Origin of the sequence: Sorangium sp. So ce693, from assembly GCF_051521375.1 — a bacterium.
GTDB classification, from domain to species: domain Bacteria; phylum Myxococcota_A; class Polyangia; order Polyangiales; family Polyangiaceae; genus Sorangium; species Sorangium atrum.
In genome coordinates this window covers 9,281,079-9,294,632 of the sequence record NZ_CP150347.1, presented here as the reverse complement: position 1 = coordinate 9,294,632, position 13,554 = coordinate 9,281,079, and the positions used below count along the sequence as shown (strand labels likewise).

Sequence of the window (13,554 nt, the reverse complement as noted above, 5' to 3'; positions counted from 1 at the left end):
CTCATCGCGCAGAGGACGGCGCATAGCGCGGCGCAGCGCAGCGCGCGAGTGCCCCTTGTTCGTCTCAGTCCCATTTGTTCCAAGGATCCTCGCGCTTGTTCTGCGTCCTGACCTGTGAAGACGACGGCGGTCTGGCCGTGCTCACGGTGTTCGCGCTCGCCTTCACCGGCGGCTTCACCGCTGTCGAAGATGCCGCTGCCTTCGCGCCGACGTCCGGGGAGGCGCTCGCGACCGGCGCTGCGCCGGCCTCTAGCGCAGCGCTCGCGGTCTCCATCACGGCGACGGTGGGGGTCGCCGTCACAGCGCCGGCCGCGCCGGGGACGCCGGCCGCGCCGGGGACGCCGGCCGCGCCGGGGACGCCGGCCGCGTCGGGGGTGCGGGTCGCGCCCGGGGATACAGGTCCGCTCTCGGGCGCAGCGCTCGATGAGGCCACCGGCGAGTCGCTGTCAGGGGACACGCTCGCCGTCTGCCGCCACGCAAGGAAGAACCCGGTCATCAGGACGAGCGCGGCGGCGGCGCCCGCCAGCAGCGCCACGCGGCTGCGCGGCCCCCGGGTCCGCGTCGTGTTGCCCCAGGAAGCGTGCGGCAGCGTCGCGTGCGCTGCTCCCGCCACCTCGCTCCCGGGCGATGACGGCATGTCCGGGCGATCCGGCATGGGCGCCGTCGCGGCCTCGGCCGCTCCGGGCGCTCCACGCCACGCGGGCGAGGACGTGCCGAGCGCGCCGGGGGCCGCGGGGGGAGCGCCCACCGGCGGGTACCCGGCGCGGGATGCACGCTCCGGCAGGATCCGGTCGATGCTCTCGAACGAGAGCCGCCCGCGCTGCGTCCCGAATGGCGCGAGCACGCGGCCGATCTCGGCGACGCTCTGGACGCGGGCGCCCGGGTCCTTCACAAGGCACCTGCTCACGAGCTCCCCGACGGCGGGCGGCAGGTCCGGCCGCAGGGCGAGGACGGAGGTGGGCGTGTCCATGATGATGGCCGCCGTGACCGCGGTGATGCTGTCGCCCTCGAACGGGTGCCGCCCGGTGAGCATGCGATACAGGATCACGCCGAGTGCCCAGATGTCCGTGCGGACATCTGCGTATTTGAGGCTGCGAATCTGCTCCGGCGACATGTAATGGATGGAGCCCATGATGAGGCCCGTCGCGGTCAGGCTCGCCTCCTTGACGGAGTCGCCCGTGGCGACGAACTTCGACAGGCCGAAGTCGAGGACCTTGAGGAGGGGAGTCCCGTCGGGGCGGCGGGTGAGGAAGAGGTTCTTCGGCTTGAGATCGCGGTGGATGATGCCGCGCGCGTGGGCCTCGGCGATCGCCTCGCAGGCCTGGAGCAGGTAGTCGGCGGCGTCGGCGAGCGGGAGGTGGCCGCGGGTCTGGAGCACGTGGCCGAGATCGTCGCCGGTCAGGTACTCCAGCACCATGTAGGCGGCGCCGGTGCTCAGCGCGCCCATGTCGAGGACACGCGCGATGTGCTGCCCGTCGAGGGCCGCAGCGGCGCGGGCCTCGCGGAGGAAGCGGGCGCCGGCGTCGGGGAGCGCGGCGGCCTCGGGAAGGAGGAACTTGACGGCGACGCGGCGCTCCAGGACGACGTCCCAGGCCGCCAGGACCACGCCCATGCCCCCCGCGCCGAGGACGCGCTCGATGCGGTACTTGCCCGCGAGGACGTCGCCGGGAACCGGGACGCCGGAGGGTACGGCGGGCTGCTGCGCCATGGTGGGAAGAGAGCGTAGCGGGGAGGTGGTGCGGAGTACAAGAGGCGGGCAGCCTCCTGGGGCTCTCGAGAGCGCACGGCCCGGGAGGGCTCGCGCGATGACGTACTCGACGCGATCCGCTCGCGACGTCCGTCGGACTACGCTTACGGCTCGGCCCCGATCCGCGCGGCGTCCTTCTTCTGCTGGAGCCTGTGCTTGATCGCCCCGAAGAGGACCGGCGCCACGGAGACGAAGATGATCAGGTAGACGACCCGCTCGATCTGCTTGGCGTCGAAGACCTTGCCAAGGAAGTAGCCGAGGAAGGTCATCGAGAAGACCCAGAGCACGCCGCCCACCACGTTGAACATCGCGAAGCGCCGGTACTGCATCTGCCCCACGCCCGCCACGACGGGCGCGAACGTCCGGGCGAACGGCATGAAGCGCGCGAGGATGATCGTCTTGCCGCCGTGCTTCTCGTAGAACTTCTGCGTCGCGATCAGGTGATCCTTGCGGAACAGGAGCGACTGCTCGCGCGTGAAGATCTTCGGGCCGGCGCGCCGCCCGATCGTGAAGCCCACCGCATCGCCGATGATCGCCATCGCCATCAGCGTGACGTTCATCAGGAGCAGGTTCTGGAAGTTCGGTAGACCGAGCGGGTTGATGAGCCCCGCGTTGACCAGCACCCCGGCGGTGACGAGCAGCGAGTCCCCGGGAAGGAAGAACCCGATGAGCAACCCCGTCTCGGCAAAGATGATGATCATCAGGACGGGGTAGCCGCCCCACTGGAGCAGCGACTCGAGCTCCCTCAGCCTGCTGAAAAATTCACGGAGGAGATCCACGGCCGCTCGATAGCTCACCTCGGCGGCCGCGTCGAACCCCGCGTGCGCCCTGGCCGCCAGCGCGCCGCCAGCGTCCGGCGTGGGAGCCGCCGGCGGCGAGGTGCCCCGCGCCGCTCACGGCCTGCCGGGCTGCTCCCGGGGTGAGCTCCCCGGCTCCACCTCCCCGAGCGCCGAGGGCGAGCCCCCCGCGTTCCGCCCGCGCCGTCCGTGGCCGCGCGCGCTATCGCGCATAGCGCGCCAGGTACTCCTTGAGGTGCAGCTTCCGGGCCGTGTTCTCTGACGACATGTAACGTATCGTGCCAAAGATCTCCCGCTCTGGACCCCAGGCCCGATCGTAGCGGCCGAGCACCCAGAAGATGCCGGAGGTCGAGTTCGGGTCGCGGCCGTCGAGCGCATAGCGGTCGTTGAGCTCGATCATGATCTCGAGCGCCTCGCGCGGCGTCCGCGACCATTCCAGGATCTTCTTGCCCCACAGCATCCGCAGGTAATTGTGGATTCGCCCCTCGCGGAGGAGCTCGACCTGCGACGCGTTCCAGATCCTGTCGTAGGTCGCCCCCGCCGCGAGCGCCTCGAGCGGGTAGACGCGCGGGCGCCTGTCGCGCGCGTGCTTCTCGAGCGTCGCGAGCGCCCAGTCCGGGAGAGACGCGTAATCGGTCGGATCGCGCTTCCACGAGGGGCGCGGCCCGTCTCCCTCGCTCGCCCCGAGCGCGAAGGCGTTGAAGCCGAGCTCCCGCCAGGTGACGAGCTGCTCGAGGAACGCCTCGGCAGAGGCGCTCATCCCCCAGAACCCCTCGCGGCTGCCGCTCGGCCGCTTCACGCCGTCCCCGGGGAGGCCGAGCCGTTCGACGCGGAAGGCCTCGCGCCGGGCGACGGCGGCAAAGACCTCGTGCGCCGCGAGGTGGCCGAAGTGCAGGTACGGCGACAGGCCGCTCGTCGCGCCGGCGTCGGGGTGATCGCGCTCTTCCAGGTAGCGCGGCAGCCGCTCCGAGACGAAGCGCGCGAGCGCCTTGCCAGCCGCCTCCGGGCCGCCCCGGCAGGGCGCCGGCGGGACGGTGTGATCGATGGGGAGCGCGGAGAGCGCCGCAGGGTCGCCCCCGAGGAGCGCCTGTGAGGCCGCCGGCCACCTGCGCGCGATCGCGCGGGGGAGGGGAGCCGCCGGCCGGAGCTTCGCCCGCTTCAGCGGATCGGCCGCCGGCTGCGCGCCGAGGTGCTCGCCGATCACCCGCTGCCAGAAGATGCGGAACGAGCGCGCGGTCGTGAACACCCGATCGGCCGCGCGCATCGGCAAGAGGCCGTTCGAGTCCACCTGCTCGAGGCGGACCGGCGCCTGCCGCGCGGCGGAGGCGACCATCCGCGGGAGAAAAAAGCAGGGGTAGTCGTCCGTCACCACCACGCACGCCCGCGCCGCGAGCGCGCCGAGCAGGCCCTTGCCGGCCCCCTCGGCCGGCTCGACGTAGGGGTGGTGCGCGACGCCGGCCGCCGCGAGGCGGCGCGCGTTGTCGGCCATGCCGTCGATCACGAAGCGATGGATCCTGTCGCTCGCCCAGCGGTAGCCGCACCGGAGCGCCTCGAGCACGACGAGCGGTCGATCGAGCGCCATGGACCAGGCGATCGCGCGCTCCAGACCGAAATTGTACCGTGTCCGGCGACTCGCGATCATCCAGTAAAGGACGTAGTCGCCGCCCTCGCGGACAGGCATCGCGTTGCGGGTGCGGAGCCGGAGCTCGGGGACGCTGCTGGAGATCACGACACCTCCTCCACGACCGGCCCGCCAGCGCGCCGCGGCGGCCCCGGCGCTCTGCTCTCTCTTCAGGACGAGCGGTGCTCTAGAGCGACAAACGGGTTGAAATTGCCTGAAAAGCGCGGAATTTCGAACCGCCAAGACACCAAGAGCGCCAAGAAGAGAATCTTATCTTGGCGTCCTTGGCGTCCTTGGCGTCCTTGGCGGTTTATTTCTCGCCTGATCAACGTGACCGCTCTTCTAGCACAGCGCGGACGCGGGCGCGCACATGCGTCTGGCGGATTCATGCGGGAAAGGCCGGCGCGCGGACCCGGCCTCTCGGGATAAACCCACGCTTGCGCCCTCGTGAAGGCGGCTTCAGGTACCGCCGCAGCGGTCGTTCATCGGCGCACCAGCACGGCGCACGAGCGCGACGCGCGAGGAGGGGCAACATGGCTCTTGATCTCCTGAGAGAGCGGGGGACACCGCTCGACCGCCAGTCGTTCAACTGGCGTGATCTCGTCCAGGTGCCGTTCAGCAAGCTCGACGACGACGCGTTCACCCGCGTGCGCGTCATCCTGATGAACGGCATCGAGCTCGAGAGCGTGCGGTTCCTGCACAGCTTCGCGCGCATGAACCGGGATCTGCGGCGCGTGCTCGCCCAGGTGCGGCGCGTCGACCACCACCAGGCCACGCTGGTGAACTGGCTCAACCCGCCGGATCAGTCGCCGCTGGAGACCACCATCGGATACGAGCAGGTCGCGATCGAGATCACCGCGCACGTGGCGCTCGCCGAGCCTGACCCGTACCTCGCGCAGGTCTATCGCTTCGGCATGCTCGAGGACTACGATCACCTGTATCGCTACTCGGCGCTCCTGGACCGCCTGGAAGGCAAGGACGCGAACAACATCCTGCAGTCGTACACCGACGTGACGGCGGGGCGTCCGACCGCGGTGGAGCACCGCGCCCCCGAGGACGACGTGCGCGCGCCGTACGACCGGCGGACCGCGAGCGGGATCACGAAGCTCAACGCGCTCACCATCATGGCGGCCGAGCAGCAGACGCACAACTACTACGTCAACGTCGGGCCGTTCTTCACGGACCCGGTGGCGCGGCTGCTCTATGCCGAGATCGCCTCGATCGAGGAGCAGCACGTCACGCAGTACGAGGCGATCATCGACCCCGAGGAGACCTGGCTGGAGAAGTGGGTCCTCCATGAGGCCACCGAGGTCTACAACTACTGGAGCTGCCTCCAGCAGGAGCAGAACGCCCGCGTGAAGCGGATCTGGGAGCGGTTCCTCGACTACGAGCTCGGGCAGCTCCACGTGGCCATCGACCACCTCAACCGGATCGAGGGGCGCGACGCGGCCGAGATCCTCCCCGCCTCGCTCCCGGACCCGATCTCCCACGAGAGCCACCGCCAGTTCGTGCGCGACGTGCTGTCCAGGGAGGTGCATTTCCGCGCCGTCGGCGAGGACATCGTCGATCCGAGGGTCGTCCCGGAGAGCGCCGCGACGATCGCCTACCGGCAGCAGATGAACTCCGCCGGCTCCCCCTCCGAGATCGTGGCCGCGGGCTACCGGTTCACGCCGGGCACCGAGCTCTCGCGGCGCGCCGAGAAGATCGACGGACAGAAGGAGGCGACGCCATGAAACAGATCAAGATGGGGACCAACACCACGGGCATCGCGACCTCTCCCATCGACAGCAAGGAGCTCATCGAGTTTGCGCAGGTGATCCCGCCGAGCTCCCCCGGGAGCGAGGCCGACGCCGCGGCGGTCAGGAGCGAGTACGCGAGGGAGTCGGGCACGGTCGGGAGCGTGCCGCCGCCGGCGAGCGTCAAGGGGGTCGTCAAGGCAGCCGGAGAGCTCATCCACGGCAGGCCCCCCGCGCTCCTCATCGACAAGCTCGGCGAGCGCCTCCAGTTCGAGCGCTCGGGCACGCGCCTCTACGAGGCGATGATCGCCAAGCACGACGCGGAGGGGAGCTTCGAGGGAGGCCCGACGCGCGCTGACCTCGAGGCGATCCGCGACGAGGAGCTCCTGCACTTCGCGCTGGTGAAGCGCGCGATCGAGCGGCTCGGGGCCGATCCGACCGCGATGACGCCCGGCGCCGACGTCATCGGCCTGGCGTCGACCGGCGTCCTCGCGGTCGCCGTCGAGCCGAGGATCAACCTCGGGCAGAGCCTGCAGGCGCTGCTCGTCGCCGAGCTCACGGACAACGACGGCTGGCGGATGCTCATCGACCTGGCGATCGCCTACGGCCAGGAAGAGATGGCCGCCGAGTTCCGCGTGGCCGAGCAGCACGAGGCGCTCCACCTCGAGCGGGTGCGAGCGTGGCTGTCGAGCAAGCTCGCGCTCGACGCGCGCGGCGCGCCCACCAGCACGACCCCGCAGCAAGCCGCCTGACGCCGAGCTGGCACACCGCCGGCTCGGGCGATCCGAGCTGGGCGGATCGCAGGCGCCTTACGCGCGGCGCCGTAGACCGGCCTCCGGGATCTCGGTTATGACGCTCGGCGCGCGGGCCCGGCGCATGCGGGGTGCCGCCAGTGGCTCCGCGCCCCGGGTGAACCCATGGACTTGCCCCAGAAGCTCCGATCCCTGTTCTTGCTGCCCTTGGTCGCGCCGCTTGCCTGCGGCGGCGCTCCGGCGTCCGCGCCGCCGCCCCCCCGACAGGCCGCAGCGCCGGCCCCGGCTGCGCCCTCGGCCCCGACGGCAGCGGCCCCGGCGGCAGCGGCCCCGGCCGCGCCGACGAAGGCCGGGCCGCGCGCCGACGCGACGCTCATGCCCCGGCGCATGCTCTTCGGCAACCCGGATCGCATGTCCCCCCAGATCAGCCCGGACGGCCAGCGGCTCGGGTTCCTCGCCCCCTCCGACGGCGTGCTCAACGTGTGGGTCGGCCCGGCCCAGGCGCCCGCGTCGGCCAAGCCTGTCACGAAGGAGCAGAGCCGCGGGGTGCGCACCTTCCTGTTCCCTTACGCGAGCGACTACGTCCTCTATCGCCAGGACAAGGCCGGCGACGAGAACTGGCACATCTACGCCGTCGAGCTCAAGACCGGGCAGATCAAGGATCTCACCCCCTTCGACGGCATCTCCGCGATGTTCGAGGGGATGAGCCCCAAGATCCCGAACGAGATCCTGATCGGCATGAACGATCGGGACAAGAAGGTCCACGACCTCTACCGCGTCGACGTGCGCACCGGCGAGCGCAAGCTCGTGCGGCAGAACGACGGGTTCGTGGGGTTCGTCACCGACCATGACTTCAAGGTGCGGTTCGCGTCGAGGATGACGCGCGACGGAGGCCAGGAGTACCTCGACCTCACCGGCAAGGAGCCGAAGCCCTTCGTCGCGTTCGGGCCCGAGGACGCCGTGACGAGCGAGGCGATCGGCTTCGACGCGGCCGACAAGGCGCTCTATTTCCGCGACAGCCGCGGCCGCGACACCTCCGCGCTCGTCACCCTCGATCTGCGGACGGCGAAGCCCGCGGTGCTCGCCGAGGACGCGAAGGCCGATGTCAGCGACGTGATCGTCCACCCGAAGACGGGCAAGGTCCAGGCGGCGGCCTCCGAGCGCGAGCGCAAGCGCTGGCAGGTGCTCGACAAGAGCATCCAGCCGGATCTCGACGCCCTCCGCGCGGTCGCCGACGGCGAGCTCGACGTGCTGAGCCGGTCGCTCGACGACAAGCGCTGGACCGTCGGATACACGGTCTCGGACGGCCCGGTCCGGTACTACCTCTACGATCGTGGCGCGAAGAAGGCGACGTTCCTTTTCACGAACCGCGCCGCGCTCGAGTCGCAGCCGCTCGTGAAGCTGCGGCCCGTGGTCATCAAGGCGCGCGACGGCCTCGAGCTCGTGAGCTACCTGTCGCTGCCGCGCGGCGCCGACCCCGACGGCGACGGCAAGCCGGACAGGCCGCTCTCGATGGTGCTCCTCGTCCACGGCGGCCCCTGGGCGCGCAGCTCCTTCCGCCTCGATCCGATGCACCAGTGGCTCGCGAACCGCGGCTACGCCGTGCTGAGCGTCAACTTCCGGGGCTCGACGGGCCTCGGGAAGAAGTTCGTCAACGCGGGCGACCTCGAGTGGGCGGGCAAGATGCACAACGACCTGCTCGACGCGGTGGACTGGTCCGTCGCGCAGGGCATCGCCGACAGGGCTCGCGTGGCGATCATGGGCGGCAGCTACGGCGGCTACGCGACGCTCGTCGGCCTGACCTTCACGCCGGAGACCTTCGCCTGCGGCGTCGACATCGTCGGCCCGTCGAACCTCGTGACCCTGCTCCAGTCCATCCCGCCCTACTGGGCGCCGATGCTCGAGCTCTTCGCGAAGCGGGTCGGCGACCCCCGCACGGAGGACGGCCGCGATCTCCTGCGCACGCGCTCGCCGCTCTACCGCGCCGACCAGATCAAGCGGCCCCTCCTCATCGGCCAGGGCGCCAACGATCCGCGCGTGAAGCAGGCCGAGAGCGATCAGATCGTCAAGGCGATGACGAGCAAGGGGATCCCGGTCACGTACGTGCTGTACCCCGACGAGGGACACGGCTTCGCCCGCCCGGAGAACTCCATGTCGTTCAACGCGATCGCGGAGACGTTCCTCGCGCAGTGCCTCGACGGCTCCTACGAGCCGGTCGGCGGCGACTTCAAGGGGTCGAGCGTCACCGTCCCCGTGGGCGCCGAGGCCGTCCACGGGCTCTCCGCGGCGCTCCCCCGGCCCTGAGCGCTCCGCGCGACCACGGCGCAGGCGCGGCGGCCCCTGAGCGGGGCGCCGCGCCGGCCTCGTGCGCAGGCGCGCCCGGACCACGGCGCGCCAGCGCATGACGCGCGCGTCCGACGCCGCTACGTCCGCTGCGTCGACGCGGTCCGCGTGCGCCGCCGCGCCTCTGGCGCGCTCACCGGGGGCGCGCTCGTGAGGTCGTCGAGCGTCTCCAGCAGCTGCTCCAGGTCGAACGGCTTGTTGATGATCCTCGTCGCGTCCGGGTGGTTCGGATCGATGCAGAAGCCGGGATCGCTGAGCGCGGTCACGAGCACGACGGGCGCCGCTCTCCCCTCGGCCGCGAGCGTCTCGATGAGGCGCGGCCCGTCCAGGAACGGCATCACGCAGTCGATGACGATGGCGTCGGGCGGCGCCTGGGAGCGCAGCCGCTCCAGGGCCTCGAGGGGGTCGGTGTACCCCTCGACCTCATACCCTTCGGCCAGCAGCACCTCCGCCAGCGTCTCGACGATCGCGTCGTCGTCGTCGACGACGACGATGCGCCGCCGCTTTCCCCGCTCTGAGTCTCCTTGGTCGTCTCGCTCGTCGCTCACACTCACCTCGGTGGAGAACCCCGGTGTCACTTCTGGGACCGGCCGCTCTCGCCGTCTACCCTCGGAGACCACCTCTGTGCGAATTGTTTACAGGCTCTCCCGGTGCTCGCTCCAAGAGCCCCGGTCTCCGCCGCCTCTCCGGCTCTTCCGCGGAGATCCCCGCGTGGCCTCAGCTCCCCGGAGGAGCCTGCTCGTGCGCAGGCGAGAGGTCTGGAGAGCTCCCCATCTTCGTGCGCCGCTGGCGCGCCCGGAGGTGCATGTTGATGAGCTCGACGCCGAGCGAGAAGGCCATCGCGAAGTAGATATACCCCTTGCTGATGTGCTGGCCCATGCCGTCGGCCACCAGCACCACGCCGATGAGGAGCAGGAAGCTCAGCGCGAGGATCTTCATGCTCGGGTGGCGCTGGATGAACGCGCCGATGCTCCCGGCGAAGACGAGCATCACGCCCACCGCGATGAACATGGCCACCATCATGATCGAGATGTGCTGCGCCATGCCGACGGCGGTGATGACCGAGTCGAGCGAAAAGACGATGTCGAGCAGCACGATCTGCGTGATGACGGAGACGAACGACCCCTTCGCCTTCGGCTGCTCTTCCTTGGGATCGTCGACCTCGAGTTTGTCGAACATCTCGTGGGTCGCCTTGCCAATCAAGAACACACCGCCGCCGAGCAGGATCAGATCACGCCCGCTGAAGTCCTGTCCGAGCAGGCTGAACAGGGTGGCCTTGAGTCCCATCACCCACGAGATCGCGAGCAGGAGGAGCAGCCGCATCCCGAGGGCGAGCAGGAGGCCGATGCGGCGGGCGAGCGGCTGTTGCTCCTGCGGCAGCTTCGCCGTCATGATGGAGAGGAAGACGATGTTGTCGATCCCGAGCACGATCTCCAGCGCGCTGAGGGTCGCCAGCGTGATCCAGCCGTCGGCGTGCAGAAAGGCGCTCAAGTCGGGCATCGGGGTGGCGCTTTGTAGCACGGACAGCCGTGACCGCCTGCCACGTCCGGACCATCGCCCCGCTCTCCCGTGGATCCATCGCGATCTTGCTCCCGTGTTCAGGGCGCGGGGCGACCGCGATTACGACGGACGCGTGAACGAAGGTACGTGGCGCCGTGGCGCCGTGGCGCCGTCGACGACGTTGACGACGACGTCGATGCACGTCGGCGCGCGCGGCACGGGCGGCGCTTGACGCGGGATGTTGACATCCGGTACAGAGGATATGGAAGTACGCGCAAGTGGATCTGCCTCCTTCCCGGCTTCCAGGTGAGCTCCTGCGGGGTGTTGGCGAGCTCGCCGAACGGCGTCGTGCTTCTTCGCCACGTCGGCGGAGCAGCATCGTTGCCTGTTCCTCATCTGGAGCGCGTGGCCTCACGGCAGAGGGGGCGACCGCGTGACCGTGATTCCGAAGGTCGGCTTCGGGCAGGACGCGCGCTGGACCGCCGCCGGCAGCGCGGATGGGGCGCCGCTGGATCGGGTGCTCCTCGGGGGCGATCCGGCGATCGGGGTGCCGGAGGCGTGCTGGCTGGACGGCGGCGCGGTCCGGCTGCGCATCGAGGGGCGGGATCCGAGCTACCCGGTCGTCCTGCTAGGCTCGATGGGCGCCTGGATCGAGCCCGACTATCGGACCTCGTTCCCTTTCGGCAGCGTCGTCCGGGTGCGCCTGTACGCCCGCGACGTCGAGATCGGTCCGCTCTCCGCCGTGCTGGTGCTCCAGTCGATGGGCCTGCGGGGGCCGCTCATCGGGCTGTCGTTCCAGGACGCGACCCCCTCGCGCGCGGCGGGGCAGATCCACGACGTGCTGCGCGCCCTCGTCGATGAGGGCGTGGCCAAGGCGGCCGCGGCGAGCCTGTTCAGGCCCACGGCCACGGACGCGGGGCAAGTGCGCGAGATCATCGACGACCCCAGGAGGGTGCGCAACATCCTCGGCTTCCTGCTCCGGAGGAAGGGCGTCGTCCGCCGCTCCGCCGAGAGCGCGCCGCCCCTCTGCGTGATGCTCGGCGAGGTGGGGGCCGGGACGGTCACGTGGTTCGGCATCAAGGGCTGGAGCGAGGACGCCGCGGTCGAGATCGCCGGGCAGAACTCCGTCTTTCGCTTCAGCGTCCGCGCCGACGAGGTGCGCCCGGGCGAGCTCGTCTCCGCGCTGCCGGCGCGCGTGGAGCGCCTCCGCAAGAGCCTGCAGCAGCGGGGCGTCGAGGCCGACCTCACCGCGCGCTTCCTGCACCCCCAGTGGCTCCACATCCCGCCGATCGAGGCCGAGGTGGTCGACGTGTCCTTCGCGGGCCTGCGGATGGCGCTGACGAGGGGGCACCCGCCGCTGCTCCCCAGGCTCAAGCTCTCGCTGGAGCTCCCCGACGGCGACGACGGGGTCGTCCACCTGCGGGGCGAGGTGCGGTCGGTGTCGGCCGTGGAGGGCGCGGACACCCAGCTCTGCAGCGTGCACGTGACCGCCGCGCGGCGTGAGGACGAGCGGCGCTGGCTCAGGCTCGTGTCCCGCATCCTGCACGCGACGACCTACGGGGGGACCGCGTGGCAGGCGGAGCTCTGGGATCTCTTCGACTCGTCCGGCTATTTCAACCTCTCCGGGCGGCGGCCAGAGCACTTCGAGGCCATCAAGCCGAGCTTCCTGACCATGGCGCAGAAGGCCGCGGCGGTGCCGCACCTCCTGTACAACGTGGCGTGTCTGTCCGAGCACGGGATCGAGGGCAATTTCTCGATCATGAAGCCATACCACAGCACGTGGATGATTCATCAGCTCGCGAAGCGGCCAAAGTCCGCGTCGAACCTGAGCTCACGGCAGGTGCTCCGCGACATGTTCACTCGCTGCTTCGAGCACGCGATGGCCGATCCGGAGTGCCGCTGGATCATCGCCTACGCGGAGGCGCACGTCGCGTGGAACGAGCGATCGCTGTTCGAGTTCGCCCGCGCGCGCCAGGAGACGGGCCACGTGCTGTCGCTGCCTTTCCGCCTGATGGGGGTGGACGCGCGCGCCGCGCCGCGCGCTCCGCACGTGGCGGGCGGGCAGCACGTGGCCGGCGGGCCGATCGAGATCGGCGAGCCGACCCCCGGGGAGCAGGCGGCGCTGCTCGGCCTCGTGTGCGCGACGTCGCCGCGCATGTACGCCGAGGCGCTCGATCTCGTGCCAGGCAGGCTCGGGATGGGGCCCTGCGTCGAGCGCTGGCGCAGCGCGGGCCTGGAGCGGGAGCGCGCGCTCCTCGTGGCGCGCCAGCACGGCGAGCCGCTGGCGGTCGCGGTCCTCGAGCTCGGCGAGCTCGGCACGAACCTCTTCCGCCTCCTCGACTCGGTGCGCATCTTCCCGATGCACCCCGGCGGAGACGCCGCGCTCGGCCCGCTGCTCGACGCGGCGTGCGGCTGGTTCCGCGCCCATGACAGGAAGTCGTTCATCTACTTCGGTGAGCGCGGCAAGCTGACGTACGAGGGTCCTGCCGGCCTGCTCGACCTCGGCGAAGGACGGCTGTGGATCGTCGCGAGGGAGCTCGTCCCGGAGTTCGTGGAGCACGTCTACCGGCTCACGGAGCCGAAGCTGCGATAACGGCCTGGATCGGCGGCGGCGCGACGCTATGGTCTCTTGGTCTCGGTTCTCCAGGTGAGGCGGCATGTACCAGCTCAAGATCGACCTCATCAACGCTCTCATCGAGGTCACGTTGCAGGGCGTCGTGCGCACGGAGGAGGCGCAAGCGTACGCCGCGGAGTACAAGAAGGCCCTTGGCTCGCTCTACGGCCGGAGGATTCGCGTCCTCGTGGACTTCCGTGGCTTTTCCATCGCCTCGGAGGAGGCGACGGAGCTCCTCCGCGACATCGCGGCGACCTCGACCGCGATGGGGGTGATCAGGGCCGCCGAGCTCGTGCAAAGCGATCTCGCGGCGCTGCAGGCGAACCGGATCGCCCGTGAGGCGGGGACCGCGCAGCTCGTGCGGGTCTTCAAGGACGAGGGGGCCGCGCGCAGCTGGCTCCTCGGCGATCGCCCGACGCCGTGAGGGCCGGCGCCGCGCGGGCC

10 protein-coding genes are annotated in these 13,554 nt (G+C 70.6%); 5 read left to right on the top strand and 5 right to left on the bottom strand.

Annotated features, from left to right (window positions below):
• Nucleotides 1-64: 64 nt before the first annotated feature.
• The 3 genes from WMF14_RS34710 to WMF14_RS34700 all read right to left on the bottom strand — a co-directional run bounded on the left by WMF14_RS34710 (nt 65) and on the right by WMF14_RS34700 (nt 4,273).
• Nucleotides 65-1,708: a serine/threonine-protein kinase gene (locus tag WMF14_RS34710; protein WP_437793181.1), complete on the bottom strand. Its 1,644-nt coding sequence runs from the start codon at nt 1,706-1,708 to the stop codon at nt 65-67.
• 143 nt (nt 1,709-1,851) lie between these two features.
• Nucleotides 1,852-2,544 (bottom strand): VTT domain-containing protein, encoded by a 693-nt coding sequence (locus WMF14_RS34705; protein ID WP_437793179.1) that lies wholly within the window; start codon nt 2,542-2,544, stop codon nt 1,852-1,854.
• Nucleotides 2,545-2,746: 202 nt separating this feature from the next.
• Nucleotides 2,747-4,273: a deoxyribodipyrimidine photolyase gene (locus tag WMF14_RS34700; RefSeq protein WP_272095332.1), complete on the bottom strand. Its 1,527-nt coding sequence runs from the start codon at nt 4,271-4,273 to the stop codon at nt 2,747-2,749.
• A 425-nt stretch (nt 4,274-4,698) separates the two neighbouring features.
• Between WMF14_RS34700 and WMF14_RS34695 the strand changes: the two genes are divergently transcribed.
• From WMF14_RS34695 to WMF14_RS34685, 3 genes are all read left to right on the top strand, one after another.
• Nucleotides 4,699-5,898 (top strand): hypothetical protein, encoded by a 1,200-nt coding sequence (locus WMF14_RS34695; protein ID WP_437793176.1) that lies wholly within the window; start codon nt 4,699-4,701, stop codon nt 5,896-5,898.
• Nucleotides 5,895-6,653, top strand: coding sequence for a ferritin-like domain-containing protein (locus tag WMF14_RS34690; RefSeq protein WP_437793174.1), 759 nt, complete (start codon nt 5,895-5,897; stop codon nt 6,651-6,653). Before WMF14_RS34695 ends, WMF14_RS34690 begins: the two co-directional genes overlap by 4 nt.
• A gap of 165 nt (nt 6,654-6,818) precedes the next feature.
• A complete protein-coding gene (locus WMF14_RS34685) occupies nt 6,819-8,957 on the top strand; it encodes a S9 family peptidase (RefSeq protein WP_437793172.1) in 2,139 nt (712 codons plus the stop codon).
• 119 nt (nt 8,958-9,076) lie between these two features.
• Here WMF14_RS34685 and WMF14_RS34680 read toward each other — a convergent pair whose 3' ends face one another.
• Entirely contained in the window at nt 9,077-9,544 is a 468-nt protein-coding gene (locus WMF14_RS34680; RefSeq protein ID WP_437793170.1) for a response regulator, read from the bottom strand.
• Between the two features lie 169 nt (nt 9,545-9,713).
• Nucleotides 9,714-10,496, bottom strand: coding sequence for a TerC family protein (locus WMF14_RS34675; RefSeq protein ID WP_437793168.1), 783 nt, complete (start codon nt 10,494-10,496; stop codon nt 9,714-9,716).
• Between the two features lie 433 nt (nt 10,497-10,929).
• Between WMF14_RS34675 and WMF14_RS34670 the strand changes: the two genes are divergently transcribed.
• Both WMF14_RS34670 and WMF14_RS34665 read left to right on the top strand, forming a co-directional pair.
• Nucleotides 10,930-13,089: a hypothetical protein gene (locus tag WMF14_RS34670; RefSeq protein ID WP_437793166.1), complete on the top strand. Its 2,160-nt coding sequence runs from the start codon at nt 10,930-10,932 to the stop codon at nt 13,087-13,089.
• A 64-nt stretch (nt 13,090-13,153) separates the two neighbouring features.
• Nucleotides 13,154-13,534, top strand: a complete 381-nt coding sequence (locus WMF14_RS34665) for an STAS/SEC14 domain-containing protein (RefSeq protein WP_437793165.1) — start codon at nt 13,154-13,156, stop codon at nt 13,532-13,534.
• Nucleotides 13,535-13,554 lie beyond the last annotated feature (20 nt).

Bases quoted from the DNA above. Each gene is read 5' to 3' on its own strand.
- WMF14_RS34710 (WP_437793181.1), bottom strand. From the start codon at position 1,708: ATGGCGCAGCAGCCCGCCGTACCCTCCGGCGTCCCGGTTCCCGGCGAC.
- WMF14_RS34695 (WP_437793176.1), top strand. From the start codon at position 4,699: ATGGCTCTTGATCTCCTGAGAGAGCGGGGGACACCGCTCGACCGCCAG.
- WMF14_RS34690 (WP_437793174.1), top strand. From the start codon at position 5,895: ATGAAACAGATCAAGATGGGGACCAACACCACGGGCATCGCGACCTCT.
- WMF14_RS34685 (WP_437793172.1), top strand. From the start codon at position 6,819: ATGGACTTGCCCCAGAAGCTCCGATCCCTGTTCTTGCTGCCCTTGGTC.
- WMF14_RS34675 (WP_437793168.1), bottom strand. From the start codon at position 10,496: ATGCCCGACTTGAGCGCCTTTCTGCACGCCGACGGCTGGATCACGCTG.
- WMF14_RS34665 (WP_437793165.1), top strand. From the start codon at position 13,154: ATGTACCAGCTCAAGATCGACCTCATCAACGCTCTCATCGAGGTCACG.